A 24,466-nucleotide genomic window follows, 5' to 3' on the forward strand; every position below is an offset into this window, starting at 1 on the left:
TATATCGTTTTTCTTTGTTCGTGCAATCTCAATAGGGGATTGAGTCGAGGCCCGCCGTATCATCCCTTTGGAAGATTAAACACCCCAGCGAGGTTCCAGTTCCAGAATCCCGTTCGATTTTGATTTTCTGACGGTCAGCCGTTCTATCCTATCCGGCTCCCTGCCAACAAGATGTGAAATTACTGCAATCTCTTGATAGAGACTATGTTAGTCGCTGTTACTATCTTATAGTAGATAATTCATAGCCTTTTTATCGGCCAAAAAACCCCGCCAATCGAGACGAGATCGGGTCAGGTCATCGATATATCCGCCGACTGCCTGCTTCAAGTCGTTGTTACTTCAATTAACGTATTGTGAAATAAGTGCTTACGCGAATATTGCCAAAGCCTTCAAAAAAGCTGTTGCAAATCTAAATCGTTTATCGTAAGTATACGATATAGGAGCTATATGGGACAGAACAAAAAAGAAGAATTCAGCCAGGATCTGATCGCGGCGGCAGAGTTTGCGCGGGCGCTTTCTCATCCGGCCAGACTAGCAATCCTCGAAGCAATCGCTCATCGCCAGGGATGTGTTTGCGGGGAGATAGTGGAACTGCTGCCGCTGGCGCAGTCGACCGTATCGCAACACCTCAAAGTACTCAGAGAAGTGGGGCTGATCAAAGGGGAGATCGATGGCCCCAAGTCATGCTACTGCATCGATTGGTCCAAGCTGAAAGAACAGCACGAGCGATTCCAGCAGATATTAACGTCATTACCAATACCGGAAAGCAGCGAATGCTGCTAGAAAAGTGAGGCCATGAATGAAAACCAATGACCCATCCGAAATAAAGTCGGTTGTCCGCGAAAAGTACGGAGAACTTGCGTTGTCTTCATCCAGTTGCTGTGGTCCAACCAACTGCTGCGGCGATGGTACGATCAATGTCTCCCCTAGTGAGTATACTCAAATCGATGGCTATGTGAAGGAAGCAGATCTTGGTCTTGGGTGCGGTTTGCCGACCCAGTTTGCCAATATCAAAGCGGGAGAGACGGTGGTTGATCTCGGCTCCGGCGCCGGGAATGATGTTTTTGTCGCCCGTCGTATGGTCGGAGAGACGGGGCATGTGGTTGGCGTCGACATGACTCCCGCAATGATAGAAAAGGCGAACCAAAATAACAGCGGGCTTGGATACAAGAATGTCGAATTCCGGCTGGGTGAGATCGAGCAGATGCCGGTAGCAGAGAATTTCGCCGATCTGGTGATCAGCAACTGTGTGCTGAATCTGGTTCCGGACAAAGAGAAAGCGTTTGCGGAGATCGCTCGCGTTCTGAAACCGGGCGGGCGGTTCTCGATCTCCGACCTGGTGCTGACCGGTCCGCTACCCGAGGGGGTGCGGAATGCGACGGCGCTGTATATCGGATGTATTGCTGGAGCGACGACCACCAACGCATACATGGATTTTATCGCCAAGGCAGGCCTTCGCGAAGTAAAGGTCGAATCAAGCAAGAAAGTTGAGTTGCCGGACGATGTGCTCAGCAACTACGCTTCGCCGACCGAAATAGAAGAGTTCAAGCATTCCGGTACCGAAGTGCTTAGTATCACGGTCACCGGACGGAAACCAGCATAAGGAACGCCGATGTCCGCAACACACACACAAGGACGTGCTCGCACGGAGCTCCCGACAGTCGGTGGGCGACTCTCGTTTCTTGACAGGTACCTGACAGTCTGGATATTTCTTGGTATGGCTATCGGTGTTCTGCTCGGGTGGGCGCTGCCGGGGGTCGAATCGTTCATCAATCAGTTTCAGGTGGGGACGACAAACGTGCCGATCGCAATCGGGTTGATCCTGATGATGTATCCGCCACTCGCCAAAGTGAAGTACGAGGAACTGGGGGATGTCTTTCGGAATGTGCGAGTCCTGGGGCTGTCGCTTCTGCAGAACTGGGTGATCGGGCCGATCCTGATGTTTGGTTTGGCGATCATTTTTCTTCGCGGGTATCCGGATTACATGGTTGGTTTGATCATGATCGGGCTAGCGCGGTGTATCGCCATGGTGATCGTCTGGAATGAGCTGGCGAAAGGGGACACCGAGTACGCCGCCGGACTGGTTGCGTTTAACTCGATCTTCCAGGTGCTTTTCTACAGTCTGTATGCCTGGGTGTTCATCACTGTCCTGCCGCCATATTTCGGGGTGGAAGGGGCGATCGTTGAGGTCAGCATGCGGCAGATCGCCAACTCCGTCTTTATCTATCTCGGCATTCCGTTTCTTGCGGGGATGCTGACTCGATTCAGTCTGATAAAGCTGAAGGGGAAACAGTGGTACGAGACGAGATTTATACCGGTCATCAGTCCGATAACCCTGATCGCATTGCTGTTCACCATACTCGTCATGTTTTCACTGAAAGGGAATCTGATAGTCCAGATCCCGATGGATGTCGTCCGGATCGCCATTCCGCTGTTGATCTACTTCGTGGTGATGTTCCTGGTCAGTTTCTGGCTCGGGAAAAAGGCAGGGGCGGATTACTCCAAAACGACAACCCTGTCTTTGACGGCGGCCTCCAACAATTTCGAACTGGCAATAGCCGTTGCCGTGGCCGTGTTTGGCATCAACTCCGGAGCCGCCTTTGCAGCGGTGATCGGACCACTGGTTGAAGTTCCGGTGTTGATCGGTCTGGTTAATGTCGCGCTTCGATTCCAAAAGAGATATTTCTCACCCGCAACTACAGGAGCAACTCACTCGTGACGATGTCGCAGTCAATTCGTATCCTGGTGCTCTGCACCGGCAACTCCTGTCGTTCGCAGATGGCGGAGGCGCTCTTTCGACATTTCGGAGCCGGGAAGGTCGAGGCATTCTCGGCAGGTCTGAAGCCGAAAGCAGTTCATCCGAAGGCAATACAGGTCATGCAGGAACTGGGGATCGATATATCTCACCAGAAGTCAAATCACCTTTCCGAATTTCTGAGTGAGCAGTTCGACTATGTGATCACCGTTTGCGACAACGCCGCCTCAAACTGCCCCGTTTTCCCCGGAGAAGCCGAACGGCTGCACTGGCCGTTTGATGATCCGGACAAGGCGACAGGGAGCGAAGATGAGATACTGTCTGAATTCCGGCGAGTACGAGATGAGATCGCGACAAGAATTCGCACTGAATTGCCTGAGTTGCTCGCCAACTAATTAATCAAAAGTCATCAACCGACTGGCTACTTTATCTTCGATTCATTGGGTAGCAATTTGACGCCAGGGCAATCCGGGCACTCATCGATCTTGGTAAGATAGCACGAGAGGCAGCGGGGGCAGTAGTAGTCGGAGTTTGTATCGAGCTGTCTGTGGTTCTCCAAAATCTTCTCCGCATCAAGGCTATGTCTGGACAGCAGGCTTTCCAATTCAATTTTCACACGCTCCCGGGTAGAAGTCATCACTGATTCTGCAAGCTGATTGCCGGAGGCTTTGTCTTTGACAGGATACCTAAGTTTTCGCAGGGCGCTGGCGCTGATCCGAGATGCTATTATCGGCTGAGCCAGAGCGATCGCGACCGTTGTCGGATGAAACAGTTCGGTGGCCGGGAGAGTCAGCGAATCGGACGCTCTGACCAGAGAGATAGGATAGAAGATCGCTTCGATCGCCGCAAACAGACGTGACCGTCGGGCTTCAGGGAAAAGCGTGCGGTAGCTTCTCCAGAGCCAGAAGATCGATAGAATCCATACTGAGACTATTGGAATCAAGAGCCAGCGTGCGGCGTTGAATCCGGCTCGATCCCAGACAACCAGAAAGCTTATAATCAATAGCAAGAAAAGAAGCGAACCTACTCTGAGCGAGCGAATCGCCGATCGCACATACTCGATCTTCTGTTGGCAGGCTGAATCATCAAACCAGGCATGCAGGATCATGTTTGCCGCCGTTGATTGATCGGTCGAACTCAGTTTGTGTAATTGATCGACGGTCGATTCAGCATTGTCTGCGTGGAGGAACGAGAGTAGTCTCTCATCGCCGATCATTAGTTCGGTGTCTATTGCCTGGACCTTGCTCAATTGTTCAGTTGGGACCAGTCGCGGTGAACGTGAACCGGATGCGAGTGAGTCTTCCGGTCCGACACCGACTAATCCTGCAGATGAGATCGCAAACGGAACCGACCGGACGGCAAACGCTGAACCGGAGAGGGAGAGTGGATCGAGCAAAACAATAGAGAGTCTCCCCGATCCAAATCGAAAAGACGGGCGGGTGATCCGCCAGCTTCTGAGGATCCCCTTCTGCAGGATCAACAGATCCGATGGCACAATGCGAACCGACTGCATGAGGCAGAGGGCGAGAAATGTAACCAGCAGCAGTTGAACGTCGGTCATGCGGTCGGTGGGCCGGGCGCTTTCGATTCACTCGATCGACCGGTAAAGAACTTTTTTAGGAATCCGGCGGCGCTGGCAATGGCCACGACGATCACTTTCCAGAGCCATTTAAAGATACCGGCCTTGGCGGCTACCGCTCCCGCTCCCCCGACTACCAGCGCGGTGAGGCCGTACTCGGCGATCTTGTCACCTTCGCGAAATTCGGCGTAGCGATTTCCTTCGGTGTAGTTGAAACCGCTCATGGCGGCCTGGAATTCAGGAAGCACTAATGTATACTGACTGGGGTCAGCGACCAGCGTAACGGAATAGTAGCCGCGCCGCCCCAAAAAGCGGGTGAAGTAGTTGATCGACTGACCTCCGTCTCCCGCCTCGATCAGCGTTCCCCACTCAAGGTTATTGGTGGTTGTATTGTAATATGGCTCCTGAACCCAGTTCAGCAGATTCAACGTATCCCATCCACGTTTGAGGCGCTCTTTGTTGGACTCTTCCTGTCCCTCGCGAAGAGACTTGAACATAGCGTCAGCATCGAGATCGTCGCGCTCATCATCTTTGACGAAGCCGGCCTCAATATATTCAAAGACAACAAACCACCCGAGGCTGTCATGGATGAGCATTCCTCGCTCGGTGCCATCGGTGACATTCTGCATATACTCAAGCAACTGGCGGGTCCCCTCAACCTCGGTGAAGCGGTAGCCTACGGGAACATCAATGATCGCCTCTTCGCCCAAAGAACCGATCGAGGGGCCCTCCAGCCAACTGATCTGGGGCAACGATGGATCTATCGGCTCATCCTGCGCGCAAACGGAGCAGAGAGGGAGGAAAAGAGTGACAGCGGCGATGAATGAAAGCATCACGATGAAGTGATTGAACGGACGTAGTGCGTTACGACGCATGGGAAACTCCCCAACAAGAGTTACTGGTTATCTGGAAATATAGAGGCGGGCCGCAGGTCGTGCAATCATAAAACGTGGATCAGACGCGTTTCAGGCAGACAGGAAAGGATGCGTAGAGATCGCCCGTGTGGGCATAGGTGATGCCGCGGCAAGCGCCGTGGCAGGCCGCGAACTGCTCGCATTCTTTGCAGTGACCGTGGATCTCGTGGCGCGGGAAGTAGGCAATTTCGGTCATCTTGGGATCATTCCAGATCTCCAGCAAGGTTCGTTCGCGGAGATTGCCGACCACAAATCGCTTATCGAGAAGTGAGGTGCAGGGATAAACATCGCCGGTACAGGAGATATAGAGTAGTTCCACACCCGCAATGCAGTCATGGAATTCGTAGGTTGGAGGAGTCGGACCGAAAGCCGGGTCGAACATGGCGATCGGTTGCCCGCAATAGACGGCGGCATCAACAAACTCTTTTAGTTGGGGAAGATGACCGTTGAACATGAGCCGATCGGTGACATCGGATCGCTTCCCGCGTCCGGCCGGCACAAAGCCGCAGAATCGGACAAATTTCACTCCTTCGCGGTCAGCCATTTCGAGGAAGGGATCAGCATCTTCGAGCGTGGCACGTCCCAGCAGCATGGCAAGGTCGACTGGCAGTCCAACATCGTGACAGTGCCTGATCGCCTGCAGGACCAGTTCGAATTCCTCGATGGTGGCGCGGCGCATCTCGCGATTCTTTTCCGCGGTGGAGCCATCGATAGAGATCTGCACCGAGGTGATTCCGGCAGCCTTAAGTGAAATGGCCCGCAGTTTGGTCAGTGGGATACCGTTAGTGGTGATCCCCTGTCGGGTGAAGCCATGATCAGATGCATACTTGATCAGATGTTCCAGATCGGTCCGGAGTAGCGGCTCACCACCAGTCCAGCCAAGCCACTCGCTGCCGAGTCTTTCCAGTTGATCCAGAATGCCAAGCGCTTCCGCCGTGGTCAGTTCATTGAGCGGCTTGCGCGTGGCAGCACTGTAGCAGTGGGGGCAGGTGAGGTTACACTGGCGGGTTGCTTCAAACGCAACCATTCTTGGTTTGTCTGAACGTGGTGCGATCATCGATCCCTTTGCGTCATGAATGGCGGATGCCGAACCGGATAACCGGACCGACATCCGCCGAAGTTAGTCTTGAAACAAACTGGTCATTATCTCGGAGAGATGAGGAACAGTTTCTTGTAGCACGGGCACGGAATAGCCTCGGCCTTGCGGTTCTTTTCGATAAACTTCACGAATTCACCTCCTTTCGCTGGTCACACTGGTAGCGGAGCTCCAGCATGTCGTTAAGGTTGAATTTCCAGGAGCAACAGGCTCCGGTGTTTGAGGATCCAAGCGACATAGAATGACGCGGACATCCTCCCATACAGAGGGGGAGGATATTGCACTCGCGGCACCCGGTCTTTGCAAACGGGTCCCATGACATATAGCGAGCCCGCACCGCCTCCTGGGCGGGAGTAGGTTCGCTCTGATGGACCGATCCGACGGCATGCGCCGAATCGGCGGAGAGTTCTTCCCAGCACTTAAAGAGGTCGCCGGAAGGTGACACGACAAATGCGTTTTCCGAATCCGCGCCGCAGTGTCCGCCGGGAGCGGGTGTCGGATACTCTATCTGGAAGAAGCCGGCCTCGACCAGCCTGCGGTAGAGATCGATCTGATCGCGCGAGAATTCTTCGGTCGTGAGACAGCGATCCCGGATATCCGCGCAGACGGCGGTCGACGAATTAACCTGGGCGAAGTAAATGCCAACCTTATCCAGCAGGCCGCGCTCGCCGAGGTCGGCGAATATGTCGTAGGTTGAGTTGACATTCATCCGGTCGACATTGATGCGGATCGAGATAGTCAGCAGATCGGCGGTAGTGACAAGGTTATCGACAATGCGCTGATAGGTGCCGTGGCCGTTGGCCAGTTTGCGGCGGCTGTCATGGATGGGGGCGGGGCCATCCAGGGTTATCTGAGCCTCGGCTACACCGCATTGTTTCAAGCGAGTCGCCATGGCAGCATCGAGCAGATAGCCGTTTGTGATGATCGCGCTCGGACGCATCTTTATATCGCGCTGCTTTGCCAGAGTCAGAAGACCTTGTTGGATCCGTTCAATAGTATCAAGGCAAAGGGTCGGTTCGCCGCCGAACCAGGTGACACAGATCTGGTCGGATCGAGCGAGTTGACGCTCAGCAAATGCCAGCAAGGCTTGCTCAGTGGCGGCATCCATGCGAAGCGCGCACTGACTCTCAAAGCAGTAGTCGCACCGAAAATTGCAGGCGAGTGTCGGGGCAATGGTCAGAAGCAGGGCGCGATTGCCAAATCGCTGGAGACGGTTGTTTTGCTGGAAAGCGGCCAATTCATCGCGGTCATCGGCGATCAAGTACTGTCCCTCAGTCAGGGCGGCGAGGAATTCGCGTTCTTCGTCGTTACCGGCGGAAGAGGGATCGTCAATCAGGCGTTGGATGATCGGATACTTGTCCGGGAGAATTTCTGCCAGAGCTGCACTGGCACTATTAAAGGCCAAGGTGGCGCCGCTGTCCGAGCGGAGAAAGATATTATATCGTGACGGCTTCATCCACACCCTGTCAGTTCCCGAGAGTGCAGCCCGCGAACACGCACTCCGAGAGCGTAGTTGTGACTAATTCGATATGAGAATCGTGATGTGGTAACATAGAGAAATAAGTCGTCGTTGTCAACGACTAATTAAGTTGTGTATTAGAATTGTCAGTCACGATTTGTGCTTTCCACTTGACAGGATGGGAAGGCGGGCCTATGATAAGCGCAGTCCGTATCCGGGCTATCGCACCACGATTTGCAGCTTAGACATTTGTATCACACAGTGTTCAGTACCGGAGAGCCGAGTATGGGGTCGCGGGAAAAACTGAATTGGTGGCTCGTCGCCATTATCGTTGTCATGGGAGTCGAGATCCTCTATCTGGTTGCGCAGAACCACCGACTCCAGGCGATGTTGGATGATCCTCTTCAATTCATGCAGACGCTTCAGCCGGACCAGTCGGTACCGGCTATCCGTGGACAGGATATTGCCGGGAGTGATGTGTCGCTGCAGTATGGCCCCGACCAACCCTACACACTGCTCACCTGGTTTTCTGCAAGTTGCAGCGCCTGCAAAGGCAATTTCGGTTATTGGAACGAGCTATACGGGAAGTATGGATCCGAGCGGATGCGGATGATCGGGTTCTGCGGCGGCACGCTGGAAGAGGCGCGCGCGACTGCGCAGGAGCAGGCGATCAGTTATCCGGTGATGTCAGTCACGGACCAATTTCTGGTGGAGGCATACAAGGGGAATCTATTGCCCCAGACAGTGCTGATCAATCCTACGGGGCAGGTGACACAAGTCTGGCCAGGTGAGTTGACGTTATCGATGCTGGAGCAGATCGATGCGCAATTAGCCGGACTGGTGTCACATGCCGATAAAGGAGGTGATCTATAATGACGGCACTTCGTCGATTCAAAGTCCTAATCGTCGTACTCGCGCTGGCAATAATCTTTGCCGGTGCCTTCACGATCGTCAGCACCGAGTCAGTTCAGGCTCGGCCGAAATGCTGCATCTGGGTGATGTACTGCACCACGACGCCGCCGATCGTATGTTGGGAGGTCTGTAAGCCGGTTCCGTGCCCATAGACCCGTGGATGAACTGATCCAAACAACCGACAGGAGCGCCCGGTAATCAGCCGGGCGCTGTTTATTTGGTGGTTGTACAATCAAGATTGACTGCGACTTGAATGCGAGTTAGCGGGCTCCATTGGTCCATTGTGCTTGAGACAATTCTCCTCCGGCTTGAACTGTTTTTCACTTGCCCGGCTCATGCGGCAGCGATATGTTCGAGAGCAAAACAATCTTCTCAGGGAAAGGACGACGTATGTGCGAGTTCGAATATATTCATGCCCGACAAGTACTTGACAGCCGCGGCACGCCGACGGTGGAAGTTGATGTCAGCCTCAGTGACGGCACACTCGGCCGGGCGATAGTCCCCTCGGGTGCGTCGACCGGCGCGCACGAAGCGGTGGAACTTCGCGATGGCGACGACAAAAAGTTCTTCGGCAAGTCGGTTGAAAAAGCGGTGGAGAATGTCAACGAAGTGCTCGCCCCGGCGATCCTGAATGATATTCTCGATCCGTATGACCAAGTCACACTCGATCACTTCATGATCGAACTGGATGGGACTGAAAATAAATCTAAGCTGGGCGCCAATGCGATCCTCGGCGTCTCGCTGGCGACTGCTAAAGCGGCGGCGGAGTCGCGCGGCTGTTATCTGTACGAGTATATCGGCGGTATCAATGCGAAAGTGTTGCCGGTGCCGATGATGAATATCCTGAACGGCGGCAAACATGCAGATAACAATGTTGATCTGCAGGAGTTCATGATCATGCCGGTCGGGGCGCAGTCATTAGCGCAGGCCTTGCAGATGGGGGCAGAGGTATTCGGCCATTTGAAAAAAGTGCTCAAGAAGATGAATCTGAATACCGCGGTCGGCGATGAGGGAGGCTTCGCGCCGGACCTTAAGTCGAACGAGGAAGCGCTCCAGGTGATCATGCAGGCGATCAAAAATTCCGGTTATGAAGCCGGCAAGGATATCCTGCTGGCGCTTGATCCAGCCTCGACGGAATTTTACGATGCGAAGTCCGGCAAGTATCAGCTCAAGGCTGAAGGCAAAGAGCTCTCCACCGACCAGATGGTTGACTACTACGCACGGCTGTGCGATACCTATCCGATCGTCTCGATCGAAGATGGTCTGGCCGAGGATGATTGGGAAGGCTGGCAGAAGATAACTGCAAAGCTGGGCAAGCGGGTGCAGTTGGTCGGCGACGATCTGTATGTGACCAATCCAAAGCGACTGGCGCGCGGGATAAAAGAGAAGTCATCGAATTCGATCCTGATCAAGCTGAACCAGATCGGGACATTGACTGAAACGCTGGATGCGATCTCCATGGCGCAGAAAGCTGGATTCACCGCAGTCGTGTCGCACCGTTCGGGTGAGACAGAGGATGCGACGATCGCCGATGTCGCGGTGGCGACGAACGCCGGACAGATCAAGACCGGATCGATGTGCCGGACAGACCGGATCGCGAAGTACAATCAGTTACTTCGGATCGAAGAGTCACTGGCGGGGAATGCGCAGTATCTGGGTCGTCGGACGTTTTACAATTTGACGTAGTACCGATCAGTTTTTCTATCGTGTGTAATACCGGCCCTGCGAGGGGCCGGTTTTTGTTTGGGGGTGCCGGGAGGGAATCATCATGTTGTTGAGGTAGAGGGGGATGAGGATTTGCGGGAGTCATGATCGTTGGGCCGAGTGCAGGCGGGGCAGGCAAGCAGCCCTCTATATATGGGGGCGGTTGAGGGAGGACTAGCGGATGTCATACGAAGAGGGGGTGATCAGGGCAGACGGGGACGTCTGCCGCTCAGATCCACCCTTTCGTTCCATCCATTAAACCCGGGAAGGGCCAGAGGCGTGCAACGGGAATGAATCCTCATTTTTTGTTTGGCTTTTCATCGGATACGCAATTGTTTGTCGGGTTCACTATGCCAGTGCGATGTCATCTTGATTGCAGAGCAGTTCCAAGAGTACCAAAATCCCTGAACGAGGCGGGAAGTGATGGAACCAGATCTCACTACCAAACTGAATTCTGCTGTTGCAGAAGCTAACGGTGCATTGTCTGCCATTCAAGACTTGATTGGAAACAAACAAGATCCGTCTGCTATTATCAAGTTCCCGAGGCGCTACATACGCACAGCATATAGTCACGAGAAGCGTCTGGAGTTCATTCAGGACGATAAACTCAGAAAGAACTTGTCATACGCTCTGATGTTGTCGGACGTCTACCATTGGCTACTCACTAGGACGGATCTTCAGGGTGTCGCCATGAGCATGGTGATTAAGGCGGCAGTCTTCCTCGCAGGGGCGTTAGTAGAGAGTGTGACCAGAGACTTTCTAGGTGGCAAGCTCGGTGGCTATGAGAAGCGAACTCAGAAACTCCAAAATATGGGCATAATTGATGAAGAAATAAGATGCGATCTCGATTGGGTTTGGGAAGTGAGAAACCGTCAACACTACTTCCTTATCGATAAGATTGAATTGGACGCTTACGACATGAGAGACTACGGCAAAGCGGCCAATGCTCTCAGGGCCCTTTTGACTTCACTAAATCAGATAAAGACTCTTGGTTAGACAGTGCCACGTCCGTGAACTTGTACTGAGAGTATGAGTTTCCAAATGAATCCATCACTTCCAATCGTCAACTCATGGCAATTAGAGTAGTCAATATTAGATAACTCATCAATATGTGCAGCTCTGTTTCGGTATTCAGTTGTAAGTTTGTTCAGAGACCTAAGTAGTCCGTCCTCAGAAAGTATCCAATGTGAGCCGGTCCACTGCATCGCCAAATTGAGAAATCCTCTGATGAGCGGACTATTCTGTCGCCTATTCTGACTATGAATTACTGTCTGCAAGAAGTGAGCAACAGATCCGAGCTCTGGTGTCCTTTTCTTCGGGTCGGCGCAGAATGCTGCCACTCTTCCGATATCTTTGTCTTGAGTGTCGTTTACCAATTCGGCTGACGACACGTGCTGTGATATTGGCTGTACCATATATCTGACTATTTCCAATTCAGCGGCCTTGCATAATCCAATGACTGCGGGAGACCACTCCAATTGGGGCATCGAACCGAGCTGTTTTGCCAGATATGTGGCAGTTGCCAGAAACTTTAGAGACTCCGCTGATAGAAGATTAGCACGTTTCTCTGATACGCGAAGCAGTGCCATGGCATTTCGCTGGGCTTGATTGTCAACCAGTTCAATTAGAAGGTTCTCAAGCATGGCGGCCTTTTCAGATTCGACTCCAGTGCCAGACTTGATTTCATACAGAGACAATAATCGACCATAGCACCCGTTGCACAGACATTTCTGCCAATTACCGTAATAGACCGTAATCAGTTTTGATTTCTTGGACAATCCGCATCTGAAGCAAGTGAACGCGATAGTCTCTTTCAATCTAAACTGCTGAAGGGGCCCTCTGGGAGGATAGGTTTTCTCTAATGTTGAAGGAATTGGTAGCATCTTATTCTATCGAACGTATGGTCAAGTTTGAGTCTTGTCACGAACACCGCTTCCAAAGCCGAATACCAAACCGGCGCTGGGGGGAAACCCCAACGCCGGTTGGTTCAAATGCCAGGGTAGCACACTTTCCATGCTGCTCGATCTCCGTCCGTGTACCCCTCTCTCTCAATCCCCTGGCGGGGAGGGGTTCAGTTTGCCCGATGAGATATCGTCCGATCGGTTAGCCGGTGAATGGAGTCCATTCATAATGGCGTCTGCTTCGCCACCGCCGGCGGACAACTCGATCATTGCCGATAAGCGTCAGGCATTCTTACACGTGTCTGGTGGCCTGTCGGGGCAGATAGCTTGCCCTCTCGGCATCTTTCCCTACATGCCGAACTGGTCAGACCGCGATCAACTGCAGCCGCTAGTGGAGCCGCAGGTGTCGCACTTCAGACAGGTACCGTTGCGGACCATCGTAAACTGTCCGCATTCTCGACACATGTCACCCTCGTATCCTCTTAGCCGCGCGTTTCGGATCTGGTGGAGTCTTTGGTCTCCTTCGGAACCTGAATCTGGAGTTGCGACATATGCAAACACCGCCTCCGTGCGGCCGCCTTTTGGAGCTGGAGCCGTCGCGTCCATCGACTTACCATGACCATTTCCTCCATTTGCCTTGCCGTTCCCGCCGTTTCCATGGCCGTTGCCGTCGGCGTCCTTCTTGAACGTCAAGTGGGTTGTATGTATGTCATCAGCTTTTCTCGAGGCAGTAGCGGACTGAGGAGCCGACGCGAACGGCGCCGGTTCTTCAGCTTCGTATTCGATCCCTTCGTCACCGGGGGTGCCGATGGTATCCGAGCGCAGGTCATCTTCGGTGACGTGCGCGAGATCCTGGCGGCCGAGGTAGGTGATCGCCAGTTCGCGGAAGATGTAATCAATGATCGAAGTGGAACGCTTGATCGACTTGTTGCCATCGACCATGCCGTTCGGCTCAAAGCGAGCAAAGAGGAAAGCCTCGACGAACTCTTCGAGCGGGACGCCATGCTGGAGTCCGAGCGAGATGGCGATAGCGAAGCAGTTCATCAGCGAACGGAAGGCGGCGCCTTCGCGATGCATGTCGAGGAAGATCTCGCCAAGCGTGCCGTCATTGTATTCGCCGGTGCGAAGGTAGATCTTGTGTCCACCGACTTCGGCTTTCTGGGTATAGCCACCACGGCGATGCGGCAGTTTGCGGCGTTTCGCGAGATAGCGATAGATAACTTTCTCGGCCATCTTCTGCGAGGCGGCAGAGACGGAGAGCGGCGTGTGAACCTCTTCATGCTCGTCATCTAGCAGAGCGGAATTGAGCGGCTGAGAGAGCTTGGAGCCATCGCGATAGAGTGCGACCGCCTTGTTCATGGTTTCCCACGAGAGACGGTAGGCCTTCTTGACATCGTCAATGGTCGCCTCGGCCGGCATGTTGATCGTTTTGGAGATAGCGCCGGAGATGAAGGGCTGAGCGGCGGCCATCATCCGGATATGCGCTTCATACTGAATGAAGCGGGTCCCCTTGCGACCGCACTTATTGGCGCAGTCAAAGATGGGGAGATGTTTGTCCTGCAACAGCGGGGCGCCCTCGAGGGTCATCGTGCCGCAGCAGTATTCATTGGCGGCTTCGATCTGCTCTTTGGTGAAGCCGAGTTCGCGGAGGAGATTGAAGTCCCAGCGGTCGGTCTGATCTTCGCCAAAGCCAAGGCTGTGATGAACGAAATCTTCGCCGAGGATATGCTTGTTGAAGGCGAAGGTGATATCGAAGACGTTTTCTAATGAGCTTTCGAGTTTGTCGATCTCTTCATCGCCGAAGCCTTTGGCACGGAGCGATTCATGATTGATGAACGGCGCCTGGCGAAGGGTTCGGGTGCCGGTGGCGTAGGTGATGATCGCATTGGTCTGTTCTTCGGAATAACCAAGGCGACGGAGCGCTTCAGGAACCGAATTGTTGATGATCTTGAAATAGCCACCGCCGGCGAGTTTTTTGAATTTCACGAGGGCGAAATCCGGCTCGATCCCGGTGGTGTCGCAATCCATGAGAAGGCCGATCGTGCCGGTTGGGGCGATGACGGTCGACTGGGCATTGCGATAGCCGTAGACCTCGCCAAGTTCGATCGCTCTGTCCCAGACCTGACGGGCGGCCTTGACCATCTCTTCGGAGAGATAGTTCGGGTTGATGCCGATCGGCTTGATAGTGAGGGATTCGTACTCGGACTTGTCCGAGTTGTAGGCGGCGCGGCGATGGTTGCGCATGACGCGAAGCATGGCATCGCGGTTGCGGTAGAAGGCCGGGAAGGCTCCCTGTTCTTTGGCCATTTCGGCGGAGGCCATGTAGGCGCCACCGGTCAGGAGAGCGGAGATCGCACCGCAGAGCGCGTAGCCTTGCGGAGAATCATACGGGATTCCCATGCGCATCAGGACTGTGCCGAGGTTGGCATAGCCGAGGCCGAGAGTGCGGAATTCGTATGACTTCTGGGCGATGACACGCGACGGATATGAGGCCATCAGGACGGAGATCTCGAGGACGACGGTCCAGATACGGATCGCATGCAGGTAGCCCTTGATGTCGAAGTTACCATCGGCATCCACGAACTTGATCAGGTTGATCGAGGCGAGGTTGCAAGCGGTATCATCGAGGAACATATATTCCGAGCAAGGATTGGACGCGTTGATCCGGCCATCATCGGGGCAGGTATGCCATTCATTGATGGTGGTGTCGTACTGGACGCCGGGATCGGCACAAGCCCAGGCAGAGTAGGTGATCTTATCCCAGAGTTGACCGGAAGAGATCGTTTTGATGACCTTGCCGTCGGTGCGGGCTTTCAGCTCCCAGTCTTTTCCATCTTTGAGACGCTCAAAGAAGCTATTGGCAATACGAACCGAGTTGTTTGAGTTCTGTCCGGAGACAGTCAAGTAGGCTTCGGAGTCCCAATCGGTATCATATTCGGAGAACTGGATATCGGTAAAGCCTTGTTTGGCCAGGTCGAGAACTTTCTGGATGTAACCTGGCGGAACGGCGAGACGTCGAGCAAGCCGGATAGCGTCGCGAAGTTTCTGATTGCGGTGCGGGTCTGTTTCATAGACCGAGTTACCGTTGGTGCCGGAGACTCGGGCGGCCTCAACAATAGCCTTAAGCTGCTGCTTGATGACTTTGGAGCCGGCGACGAGGGAAGCGACTTTCTGTTCTTCGACCACTTTCCAGTCGATGAAGTCGAGGATGTCCGGGTGATCCAGGTCGAGGCAGACCATCTTGGCGGCACGACGGGTGGTGCCACCGGACTTGATTGCGCCAGCGGCGCGGTCGCCGATCTTGAGGAACGACATCAAACCGGAGGACTGGCCGCCGCCGGAGAGCGGTTCGGCAGAGCCACGCAGATTCGAGAAGTTGGTGCCGGTACCGGAGCCATACTTAAAGAGGCGGGCCTCACGCACCCAGAGATCCATAATGCCGCCTTCGTTCACCAGATCATCGGAGATCGATTGAATGAAGCAGGCATGGGGCTGGGGGTGTTCATAGGCATTCTTTGATTCGGTCAACGTGTGTGTGACCGGGTCGACATAATAGTGACCCTGCGGTTTGCCGGAGATACCGTACGCCCAGTTGAGGCCGGTATTAAACCACTGCGGGGAATTGGGCGCGGCGATCTGGGTCGCGAGCATATAGCAGAGTTCGTCGTAGAATGCTTTGGCATCCGCGGCGGACTCGAAATAGCCGTGCTTTTCTCCCCAATGTCGCCAGCAACCGGCGAGACGATGGAACACCTGGCGGGCATCCGTTTCGCCACCGGTTTTCTGCTGTCCGTCGGCGTCAAGGCTCGGATTGCCTTGCTCGTCGGTCAGCGGAACACCGGCTTTACGGAAGTACTTTTGAGCCAGAATATCGACAGCTACCTGGGACCAGCTTTCGGGGACCTCGATATTGTCGAGTTTGAAGACGACGGAACCATCGGGATTGCGGATCTCCGAGACACGTTTAGCAAAGGGGATCCGGCTGTACGGTGATTCATCTTCGCGCGTAAAGTAACGATCTATTTTCACACTCCACCTCCTGTGGGGCAGCCAGACTCAAAAGCGACATGTCCATCCGTTGAGATGTCACTGGACTGTCCGGCGGCCGGATACTACTATTCGAGTTATAAAGTCAGGGGATGAGTTCTGGCAGAGCCAGCGCGAGTATAGAAATCATCGGCCGAGCCATATCTCCTGAGCGACCCCAATATATTGGGGTCACAAATGGGGGGACCACTAAAAATTGTGTTTTTGTCTCCCAATCTTCTATCCGATTGTCAAGCAATGGGCTAAGAAGTTGGCGGCGAAGTCGGGTTTTCTGGTTCGGCGGAGATCGAAACAAACCCTAACAATTCGGTAATGATAATCTATTATTCAATAAGCCCTTACAGGGGTCCAGCCTGAGATAACGGGTGACGAAAAGTCCATTATTTTTCGGTTAGCACTTACCTTGTTGAGTTGCTATGAGTTACGAGAATCGCACATCTTATCAACACCGTATGCACAGTGTGCACATTGTTTGAGGGGCCTTTTCTGGCCGAAAATTGGTGATCAGGTGGGGCGAAAAAGCGCCTATTAATGGTGTGGTGATATTACCGTCACGCGCGGCGGATTAGTCAAGCATGCTGGTCGCTCATCATTGATCCCGTTTCTCATTGACAGCATGGCTCCATTATGACTTTAATAGCGCTGGTTTGACCGATCGATCTGGGCGGCGAGGGAACCTCACCGGACAGAGACTGTTGCACAAATCGATTCGCGACCGGGTACCGCCTGTGATCAAACCTACGGCTACTTCTATTCCGGGCGCACAACACAAGGATAGAGATGATAACCAGGCTCCGCCATTATATCCAACTGACCAAGCCGACCATTATGTTGCTGGTGTTGTTCACCGGCGGGACCGCCTTGGTGATGGAGGGGAGTCTGCTGCATGAGCCACTGAAGTTTTTCCTGGTGCTGGTCGGCCTCTATTTGACCGGGGGGAGCGCCAACGCGCTCAATCAATATTTCGAGCGAGAGATCGATGCCAAGATGGAGCGGACAGCGCGCCGTCGTCCGTTGCCCCTGCATTTCCTGGGGCCGAAAGAGGCGCTGATCTTTGCGGTGACGATCGGGGTGATCGGAGTGCTGCTGTTCGGCTACTTCTTTAATTGGCTGACCGCGCTGATGTCGCTGGCGACCCTGCTTTTCTACGCGCTTTTCTACACGCTATTTCTCAAGCCGCACACGTGGCATAATATAGTGATCGGCGGCGCAGCGGGGGCGATGGCTCCGGTTGGGGCTTGGGCGGCAGCGACCGGTCAGACGGCGGTGGCCCCCTGGTTGCTTTTCCTGATCATTTTCCTCTGGACCCCGCCACACTTCTGGGCGCTGGCGCTTTATTGCAAAGAAGATTACATCAAGGCCCGCTTACCAATGTTGCCGGTGATCAAGGGGGATGATGCGACATTCCGTCAGATCATGATCTATACCTATGCGCTTATCCTGGTCAGCCTGGCGCTTTTTGCCGTCGGGGCGGGGTGGCTTTATTTGATAGTGGCGGTCGGGTTGGGCGGATACCTGGTAAAGAAGGCGCTGGTAGCGCGCCGTCTCAAGACGGTGCCGGCCATGCGCGGTCTGTTTGGATTTTCGATCGTCTACCTGTTCGGGCTATTTCTGGCGCTGATCGCGGATATTCTGGTCGCACGGTCGATCTAAGTTGTCGTCCGTCCAACATTTAGTACATAGAACCAAGTAGTCTATAATTTGGCCGACTAGTGAATTGCCGGTTGACATCGGCTATTTTGAGGGTTTAATTCGAGGCCAATACGTAACACAGGAAACGATTACAAGGATCATGCGAGCGCAGTCCGGGCAGATAGATTTTTTCGGTTGTCCTCGCGCCCAATTCTTGTGAAATTAGTAACAAGCATCTGATTCTATGGCTCAGATATTTCCGAAATGGACCAATCAACTTCCGCCAATGCTGGCCGGAGGGGCTGTCTGTCTACTGACAGCAGTAACGCTTTTCTTCTGGTATTACGGATCACCCAGTTACACGGATGTCGGTTATCGGCCAAAACAGCCGGTCCCGTACAGCCATAAGGTGCATGCCGGGGATCTGGGGATGGACTGCCGTTACTGCCACACCGGAGTAGAGAAGTCGTTTGAGGCGAATGTACCTCCCACACAGACTTGCATGAATTGCCACAAGCTGGTGCTCCCCGAGAGTGCCAAGCTGTTGCCGGTTCGTGAGAGCTTTGCGAGCGGCATGCCAATCCAGTGGGTGCGTGTCCACAAGATCCCGGATTTTGCATTTTTCGATCACTCAGCGCATTTGCATGCGGGCGTGGGGTGCGCTTCCTGTCACGGCAATGTTGCCGACATGGAAGAGGTTCAGTTAGTGAAACCGCTTAGTATGGGCTGGTGCCTGGATTGCCATCGCAATCCGGATATGCACCTTCGCCCGGTCAATGAGATCACCAATATGAAGTGGATGCCCCCAGCCGATCAGTTGGAGTTTGCCGCCCGGGTCAAAAAGGAGAAAGGGATCAATCCACCGCAGGATTGTTCAGGATGTCACCGATGAAAGAGAAGAAGCAGACCACCGGACTGGCATATTGGCGGAGTCTCGATCAGCTCGAAAATTCTCCTGATTTCAAGGAATTCCTTCATCGCGAATTTCCGCAGGGGGCCTCGGAGTTTGATAATAGCTGGTCGCGTCGTAGTTTCCTGACGCTGATGGGTGCATCGGTCGCACTCGCCGGATTGGCCGGGTGCCGTCGACCGGTCGATAAGATCGTTCCGTATGTTACCCAGCCTGAAGAGATCACACCGGGGATGCCTAATTATTATGCGACGGCGATGCCGTTCGGTCAGAACGCGCTCGGGTTGCTGGTCAAAAGCATCAACGGTCGTCCGATCAAGATCGAGGGAAATCCTGAGCATGGCTCAACACGCGGATCATCCAGCGTGCTGATGCAGGCGGAGATCCTGAATCTGTATGATCCGGATCGGTCACGCATTCCGACCAAGTCGGGCGCGGTTTCGAACTGGGATGATTTCGTCACGTTCTGGCGCGAGCGGCTGACTTTCTTCCAGGGGAATCAAGGGCAGGGGCTGGCGTTTCTGACTGAAGAATTCCACTCACCGACTCTGTATAGATTGGCCGAACAGATCAAAAAGCAACTCCCGCTGGCGACCTGGGTGGTGTACGAACCGCTGGGGAATGAGCAGGCATATGAGGGAGTGCGGATGGCGACGGGCAAATCACTCCAGCCGCTGTATCAGCTTGATCGCGCCGAAGTGATTCTGTCATTGGATGCGGACTTCATTGCGCACGATTCTGACTCGGTCAGGTTGGCGCGACAGTTCGCGGATGGCCGTCGAGTGATGGCGCAGACGGATAAGATGAATCGGCTGTATGCGGTCGAGAGCAATTACTCGGTAACCGGAGCGACGGCGGATCATCGGCTACGCATCCAATCGCGACAGGTCGGCGACTTCCTGGTAGTGCTCGGCCGGGAATTGCAGTCGATGGGGCTCAGCTTGCCGGCCTTCGCCGGGCTGACGACCACTGGCACGTATGATTCCAAGTGGGTGACCGGGTTGGCGCGTGACCTCGCACGGTCGCGCGGCAAATCGGCGATACTGGTTGGTAAACAGCAGCCTGCCTCGGTGCATGCACTCGCAGTGGCGCTCAACGAAGCGCTGGGGAATGTCGGCACGACACTGACATTTGTAGAAATCAAAGATAGTTATCTTCCTGCCAATGCCGGGCTCAAATCGCTTACCGACCAGATGAAGGCGGGGGCAGTTGATACCTTAGTGATGCTGGGCGGCAACCCGGTCTATTCTGCGCCGGTTGATCTGCAGTTTGCCGCGGCTCTGCCGAAAGTGAAGAACTCGATCCATCTGGCGACGCATGTCGACGAGACTTCGAATCTGTCGACCTGGCATTTGCCGCAGTCGCATTTCCTCGAAGCGTGGGGAGATGTACGGGCGCTGGATGGAACCCTGAGTGTGATCCAGCCGCTGATCGAGCCGCTCTTCAGTTCGCAGTCGACCTGCGAAGTGATGAACCTGCTGGCGACCGGTACGAAAGTTAAGGGATATGATGTAGTGCGGGAGAGCTGGCAGAGTTCACTCGCCGGAGCCGGGTTTGAGAAGTCCTGGCGGAAAGTGCTGCATGACGGCATGCTGCCAGAGAGCGCGGAAGCGCCAGTCGCAGTTTCAGTCGATATGATGGCGGTGCGGAATCATCTGGCGGCGAGTCCGCTACCTTCCGGGATCGCCGATGGAAATAATCTTGAGATCCTGTTTACCGAATCCAACCTGTATGACGGACGCTTTGCCAACAACGGTTGGCTACAGGAATTGCCTGATCCGATCACGCGGCTGTCGTGGGACAATGCTGCCCTGATCAGCCAGAAGACGGCGCAAGCGTTCGGTCTGCACAATGGAGATATGGCGCGAGTAGCCCATCAGGGGAATGAACTTGAGCTCCCGATCTGGATCAATCCAGGTCAGGCAGATAATTCGGTGACAGTGCGGCTCGGCTACGGCCGGACGGCCGCAGGGCGGGTGGCTGAAAACGTTGGGTTCGACTGTTACAAACTGCGGACCTCTAACTCGCTCGGCTTTGGCCTGGGTGCGACCATCAGCAAGGTTGGAAGAACCTACAGTCTGTCGAATGTGCAGGACCATGGTTCAATGGAAGGTCGTCCGATCCTTCGGGAAGCGACGCTCGACCAGTACCAGAAGACTGGTGAATTTTATCCGGAGATGATCGCGCATCCTCCGCTTCTCCCAATGTGGGATCAGCATACGTATGACACCGGTTATCAGTGGGGAATGAGTATCGATCTGACTGCGTGCACCGGCTGCAACGCCTGTGTGATCGCCTGTCAGGCAGAGAACAATATCCCGATCGTCGGCAAGGAGCAGGTATCGCGAGGCCGCGAGATGCACTGGATGCGACTGGATCGGTACTATAAAGGTGATGTTGCTGAGCCGGAAGTGTCGCATCAGCCGATGATGTGCCAGCACTGTGAAATGGCTCCGTGCGAAAACGTCTGCCCGGTGGCGGCGACGGTCCATGACAAAGAGGGGCTCAATGTCATGGTCTACAACCGGTGTATCGGGACGCGGTATTGTTCCAACAACTGCCCCTACAAGGTGCGCCGATTCAATTTCTTCAACTACACCAAGGATCTTCCGGAGACGGTCAAGATGGCGCAGAATCCGGATGTGACGGTGCGAACGCGCGGTGTGATGGAGAAGTGCACGTTCTGTATTCAGCGGATCAACGCGGGTAAGCTGGCGGCCAAGTTGGAGGACCGGACGGTTAACGATGGTGAGATCGTGACCGCCTGTCAGCAAGCGTGCCCAAGCAAAGCGATCGTCTTTGGAAATATCAATGACCCGTCGAGCCAGGTGGTGGCGCTCAAGAAGGGGAACCGCGATTACGCGGTGCTGGAAGAGCTGAACACCAAGCCGCGGACGACATACCTTGCAAAAATCCGAAACGTCAATCCGGAGATCGGGACAGCCGTTGTTTCCGGGGACGCTCATGCAACGCATAAAGGGTGACCGTGAGTACTGACATTCATTCACCTTCATCAGTCTCAACCGAGCCACCGCTGATCAAGGGGAATCCGACGTTCCATGCCATCACTGAGAAGATCAGTGAGTTGACGGAGCGCAAGATCTCTCTGGAGTGGCTGGTCCTGTTTGGCATGGCCGTGTCGATCGTACTGGTGTTACTCGGATCAGTAGGCTTTTTGGTTTGGGAAGGGACAGGGATCTGGGGGCTTAACATTCCGGTGGGATGGGGATTGGCGATCGTCAACTTCGTCTTCTGGGTCGGTATCGGCCATGCCGGGACGCTGATCTCGGCGATCCTGTTCTTGTTCCGTCAGCGGTGGCGGACCTCGATCAACCGATTTGCCGAGGCGATGACGATCTTTGCTGTTATCTGCGCGCTGATCTTCCCGTCGATCCACGTCGGTCGAGTCTGGCTACTTTACTGGGTCTTTCCGATCCCGAACCAGATGTCGATGTGGCCGAACTTCCGCTCGCCGCTTCTCTGGGACGTGTTTGCCGTCAGTATTTATTTCACCTGTTCATTGGCGTTCTGGTATGTCGGGTTGATCCCGGATCTGGCAACGCTGCGCGATCGCGCCAAAACCAAGTGGCGCAAACTGACTTTCGGGATATTCTCGCTCGGCTGGCGAGGCGGCCAGCGTCAGTGGCGGAATTATGAAAAAGCATATTTGATCCTGGCGGGGGTATCGACTCCGCTGGTATTGTCAGTGCACTCGGTGGTTTCGACGGACTTCGCAGTCTCGATCATCCCGGGCTGGCACACGACGATCTTCCCGCCCTACTTTGTCGCCGGCGCTATTTTCTCGGGGTTTGCCATGGTGCTTACTCTCGGGATCCTGGTTCGAAAAGCATTCAAGCTTGAAGATATCATTACGGTCGACCATCTGGAGAAGATGAACAAGATCATGCTGGTGACCGGTATGATGGTCGGCTACGCGTATTCCTGTGAGTTCTTTATCGCCTGGTACAGCGGCAATCCGTATGAGCGGTTTGCGTTCATCAATCGTGCCTTTGGGCCGTACTGGTGGTCGTACTGGACGATGATCTTCTGCAACGTGGTGGTGCCGCAGATCTTCTGGTTCAAGAAGTATCGCCGGCATATCGCGATCATGTTTGTCGCCTCGATCCTGATCAATGTCGGGATGTGGTTTGAGCGGTTTGTGATCGTGGTGACACTGGCGCGGGATTTCCTCCCATCGAGTTGGGATCATTATACTCCGACCTTCTGGGACTGGGCGACGATGATCGGGTCATTCGGCCTGTTTTTCACCCTGTTCCTGTTATTCCTTAAATTCCTGCCGGTCGTGTCGATGGCCGAGGTGAAGGGTGTACTGCCGCAGGCGGATACGCATCACCATGGTCACGGATCGCACGCGAAAAACGCGGGAGGTCATGAATGAGCGAAACAATGGCCGCTCCGGCGAAAGAGAAAATTTACGCGGTGATCGCGGAGTTTGCCGGTCCGAATGAATTACTGGGCGCCGCCGAAAAGGTGCGCGATGCCGGATATAAGAAGTGGGATGTTCACTCGCCGTTCCCGATCCATGGGATGGATGATGCGATGGGGGCGGGACAGTCGAAAGTCGGCTTGATCGCCGGGGCATGCGGTGCGGTAGGACTTGTCTCCGCGTTTGCGTTGCAGTATTGGACGCAGGCGGTGGATTATCCGCTGGTGATCGCGGGGAAGCCGTTCAATAGCTATCAGGCCTGGGTGGTCGTTTGTTTTGGACTGACCATTCTCTTCTCGGCGCTTGGTGCGGTGTTCGCCATGTTGATCCTGAATCGACTGCCGATGTGGTTCAACGGGCTGTTTTATTCCGAGCATTTCAGCGCCAAAGTGAATGATGACGGGTTTTTCGTCAGTATTGAATCGGACGATGCGAAATTCGACCCGGCCAAGACCGAGGCATTCCTGAAATCGATAGGTGGTTCGCACGTGGAGGTGGTACGAGGACTATGAAGAAACTGCTACTCTCCATTGGCTGTCTACTGGCTTTGGGTGGCTGCATGCGCGGCACGCCATCGGACAAGCCGCCGATCCACATGAATCCGAATATGGATGATCAGTCGCGCTACGATGTGCAGTCGAAGAGTCCGTTTTTTGCGGATAGTGCAACGATGCGGATCCCACCGGCCGGAACGGTCGCGCGCGGGTTCCTTCGGGAGAACGATGCGCTGCATAGCGGCACCAACCCGGATGGCTCATTATTTGATGGGATGCCGGTTCCGATCACGATGCAGCTTCTGCAGCGTGGTCAAGAGCGATACAATATTTTCTGCTCGCCGTGCCATGGCCGGACCGGGGATGGGAAGGGAATAGTGGTTAATCGGGGGCTGTTGCCGCCGCCATCATTCCATGAGCAGCGACTGGTCGATACCGCGAATGGCTACATTTTCAATGTGATCACCAACGGGATCCGCAATATGCCGCCGTATCGGTTCCAGGTTTCGGTTGAGGACCGGTGGGCGATCATTGCCTACTTCCGGGCCTTGCAGCGTTCGCATGCGGCGACGATAAACGATGTTCCACAAGAGATGCGTGGTACCCTGAAATAGCG

At 54.4% G+C, this 24,466-nt stretch carries 19 protein-coding genes; 14 read left to right on the plus strand and 5 right to left on the minus strand.

Going from position 1 to position 24,466, the window contains the following annotated elements:
• Positions 1-447 precede the first annotated feature (447 nt).
• From IPH75_09535 to IPH75_09550, 4 genes are read left to right on the plus strand one after another with little or no spacing between them, the layout of a single operon-like run.
• Positions 448-783 carry a winged helix-turn-helix transcriptional regulator gene (locus IPH75_09535; GenBank protein MBK7142308.1) on the plus strand — a complete coding sequence of 112 codons (336 nt, stop codon included), beginning with the start codon at positions 448-450 and terminating at the stop codon, positions 781-783.
• A 16-nt stretch (positions 784-799) separates the two neighbouring features.
• Complete coding sequence (gene arsM, locus IPH75_09540; GenBank protein MBK7142309.1) at positions 800-1,603, plus strand: arsenite methyltransferase; 804 nt, start codon at positions 800-802, stop codon at positions 1,601-1,603.
• 9 nt (positions 1,604-1,612) lie between these two features.
• Entirely contained in the window at positions 1,613-2,719 is a 1,107-nt protein-coding gene (gene arsB / locus IPH75_09545) for an ACR3 family arsenite efflux transporter (GenBank protein ID MBK7142310.1), read from the plus strand.
• 2 nt (positions 2,720-2,721) lie between these two features.
• Positions 2,722-3,150: an arsenate reductase ArsC gene (locus IPH75_09550; GenBank protein MBK7142311.1), complete on the plus strand. Its 429-nt coding sequence runs from the start codon at positions 2,722-2,724 to the stop codon at positions 3,148-3,150.
• Between the two features lie 26 nt (positions 3,151-3,176).
• On the opposite strand, the gene IPH75_09555 is transcribed toward IPH75_09550, so the two are convergent.
• From IPH75_09555 to IPH75_09570, 4 genes are all read right to left on the minus strand, one after another.
• A complete protein-coding gene (locus IPH75_09555) occupies positions 3,177-4,316 on the minus strand; it encodes a hypothetical protein (GenBank protein ID MBK7142312.1) in 1,140 nt (379 codons plus the stop codon).
• Entirely contained in the window at positions 4,313-5,209 is an 897-nt protein-coding gene (locus IPH75_09560) for a DUF2167 domain-containing protein (protein MBK7142313.1), read from the minus strand. The genes IPH75_09555 and IPH75_09560 overlap by 4 nt, the downstream gene beginning before the upstream one ends.
• Before the next feature lie 79 nt (positions 5,210-5,288).
• Positions 5,289-6,359: a radical SAM protein gene (locus IPH75_09565; protein ID MBK7142314.1), complete on the minus strand. Its 1,071-nt coding sequence runs from the start codon at positions 6,357-6,359 to the stop codon at positions 5,289-5,291.
• A gap of 112 nt (positions 6,360-6,471) precedes the next feature.
• Positions 6,472-7,800, minus strand: coding sequence for an SPASM domain-containing protein (locus IPH75_09570; protein ID MBK7142315.1), 1,329 nt, complete (start codon positions 7,798-7,800; stop codon positions 6,472-6,474).
• Between the two features lie 288 nt (positions 7,801-8,088).
• Here IPH75_09570 and IPH75_09575 point away from each other — a divergent pair, with 288 nt between their 5' ends.
• From IPH75_09575 to IPH75_09590, 4 genes are all read left to right on the plus strand, one after another.
• Entirely contained in the window at positions 8,089-8,676 is a 588-nt protein-coding gene (locus tag IPH75_09575) for a TlpA family protein disulfide reductase (GenBank protein MBK7142316.1), read from the plus strand.
• Complete coding sequence (locus tag IPH75_09580) at positions 8,676-8,867, plus strand: hypothetical protein (GenBank protein MBK7142317.1); 192 nt, start codon at positions 8,676-8,678, stop codon at positions 8,865-8,867. Before IPH75_09575 ends, IPH75_09580 begins: the two co-directional genes overlap by 1 nt.
• 238 nt (positions 8,868-9,105) lie before the next feature.
• On the plus strand, positions 9,106-10,401 hold the full coding sequence (eno, locus tag IPH75_09585) for a phosphopyruvate hydratase (GenBank protein ID MBK7142318.1): 1,296 nt from the start codon (positions 9,106-9,108) through the stop codon (positions 10,399-10,401).
• Between the two features lie 441 nt (positions 10,402-10,842).
• The gene (locus tag IPH75_09590; protein ID MBK7142319.1) at positions 10,843-11,415 is read left to right on the plus strand and encodes a hypothetical protein; all 573 of its coding nucleotides are present in this window, start codon (positions 10,843-10,845) and stop codon (positions 11,413-11,415) included.
• Positions 11,416-12,695: 1,280 nt separating this feature from the next.
• Here the strand turns inward: IPH75_09590 and IPH75_09595 are convergent.
• A complete protein-coding gene (locus IPH75_09595) occupies positions 12,696-16,349 on the minus strand; it encodes a vitamin B12-dependent ribonucleotide reductase (protein ID MBK7142320.1) in 3,654 nt (1,217 codons plus the stop codon).
• A gap of 798 nt (positions 16,350-17,147) precedes the next feature.
• Here IPH75_09595 and IPH75_09600 point away from each other — a divergent pair.
• From IPH75_09600 to IPH75_09625, 6 genes are all read left to right on the plus strand, one after another.
• Complete coding sequence (locus IPH75_09600) at positions 17,148-18,020, plus strand: protoheme IX farnesyltransferase (GenBank protein MBK7142321.1); 873 nt, start codon at positions 17,148-17,150, stop codon at positions 18,018-18,020.
• Positions 18,021-18,243: 223 nt separating this feature from the next.
• The gene (locus tag IPH75_09605) at positions 18,244-18,891 is read left to right on the plus strand and encodes a cytochrome c3 family protein (GenBank protein ID MBK7142322.1); all 648 of its coding nucleotides are present in this window, start codon (positions 18,244-18,246) and stop codon (positions 18,889-18,891) included.
• Positions 18,879-21,893 carry a TAT-variant-translocated molybdopterin oxidoreductase gene (locus tag IPH75_09610; protein ID MBK7142323.1) on the plus strand — a complete coding sequence of 1,005 codons (3,015 nt, stop codon included), beginning with the start codon at positions 18,879-18,881 and terminating at the stop codon, positions 21,891-21,893. The genes IPH75_09605 and IPH75_09610 overlap by 13 nt, the downstream gene beginning before the upstream one ends.
• Entirely contained in the window at positions 21,890-23,308 is a 1,419-nt protein-coding gene (gene nrfD / locus IPH75_09615) for a polysulfide reductase NrfD (protein MBK7142324.1), read from the plus strand. Before IPH75_09610 ends, nrfD begins: the two co-directional genes overlap by 4 nt.
• Entirely contained in the window at positions 23,305-23,868 is a 564-nt protein-coding gene (locus IPH75_09620; protein MBK7142325.1) for a DUF3341 domain-containing protein, read from the plus strand. The genes nrfD and IPH75_09620 overlap by 4 nt, the downstream gene beginning before the upstream one ends.
• Positions 23,865-24,464, plus strand: a complete 600-nt coding sequence (locus IPH75_09625; GenBank protein ID MBK7142326.1) for a cytochrome c — start codon at positions 23,865-23,867, stop codon at positions 24,462-24,464. The genes IPH75_09620 and IPH75_09625 overlap by 4 nt, the downstream gene beginning before the upstream one ends.
• The last annotated feature ends 2 nt before the right edge of the window (positions 24,465-24,466 follow it).

It is taken from the genome of bacterium, assembly GCA_016708025.1.
Taxonomy (GTDB): domain Bacteria; phylum Zixibacteria; class MSB-5A5; order GN15; family FEB-12; genus FEB-12.

Bases quoted from the DNA above. Each gene is read 5' to 3' on its own strand.
- IPH75_09535 (MBK7142308.1), top strand. From the start codon at position 448: ATGGGACAGAACAAAAAAGAAGAATTCAGCCAGGATCTGATCGCGGCG.
- arsM (MBK7142309.1), top strand. From the start codon at position 800: ATGAAAACCAATGACCCATCCGAAATAAAGTCGGTTGTCCGCGAAAAG.
- arsB (MBK7142310.1), top strand. From the start codon at position 1,613: ATGTCCGCAACACACACACAAGGACGTGCTCGCACGGAGCTCCCGACA.
- IPH75_09550 (MBK7142311.1), top strand. From the start codon at position 2,722: ATGTCGCAGTCAATTCGTATCCTGGTGCTCTGCACCGGCAACTCCTGT.
- IPH75_09555 (MBK7142312.1), bottom strand. From the start codon at position 4,316: ATGACCGACGTTCAACTGCTGCTGGTTACATTTCTCGCCCTCTGCCTC.
- IPH75_09560 (MBK7142313.1), bottom strand. From the start codon at position 5,209: ATGCGTCGTAACGCACTACGTCCGTTCAATCACTTCATCGTGATGCTT.
- IPH75_09565 (MBK7142314.1), bottom strand. From the start codon at position 6,359: ATGTCGGTCCGGTTATCCGGTTCGGCATCCGCCATTCATGACGCAAAG.
- IPH75_09570 (MBK7142315.1), bottom strand. From the start codon at position 7,800: ATGAAGCCGTCACGATATAATATCTTTCTCCGCTCGGACAGCGGCGCC.
- IPH75_09575 (MBK7142316.1), top strand. From the start codon at position 8,089: ATGGGGTCGCGGGAAAAACTGAATTGGTGGCTCGTCGCCATTATCGTT.
- IPH75_09580 (MBK7142317.1), top strand. From the start codon at position 8,676: ATGACGGCACTTCGTCGATTCAAAGTCCTAATCGTCGTACTCGCGCTG.
- eno (MBK7142318.1), top strand. From the start codon at position 9,106: ATGTGCGAGTTCGAATATATTCATGCCCGACAAGTACTTGACAGCCGC.
- IPH75_09590 (MBK7142319.1), top strand. From the start codon at position 10,843: ATGGAACCAGATCTCACTACCAAACTGAATTCTGCTGTTGCAGAAGCT.
- IPH75_09600 (MBK7142321.1), top strand. From the start codon at position 17,148: ATGATAACCAGGCTCCGCCATTATATCCAACTGACCAAGCCGACCATT.
- IPH75_09605 (MBK7142322.1), top strand. From the start codon at position 18,244: ATGGCTCAGATATTTCCGAAATGGACCAATCAACTTCCGCCAATGCTG.
- IPH75_09610 (MBK7142323.1), top strand. From the start codon at position 18,879: ATGTCACCGATGAAAGAGAAGAAGCAGACCACCGGACTGGCATATTGG.
- IPH75_09620 (MBK7142325.1), top strand. From the start codon at position 23,305: ATGAGCGAAACAATGGCCGCTCCGGCGAAAGAGAAAATTTACGCGGTG.
- IPH75_09625 (MBK7142326.1), top strand. From the start codon at position 23,865: ATGAAGAAACTGCTACTCTCCATTGGCTGTCTACTGGCTTTGGGTGGC.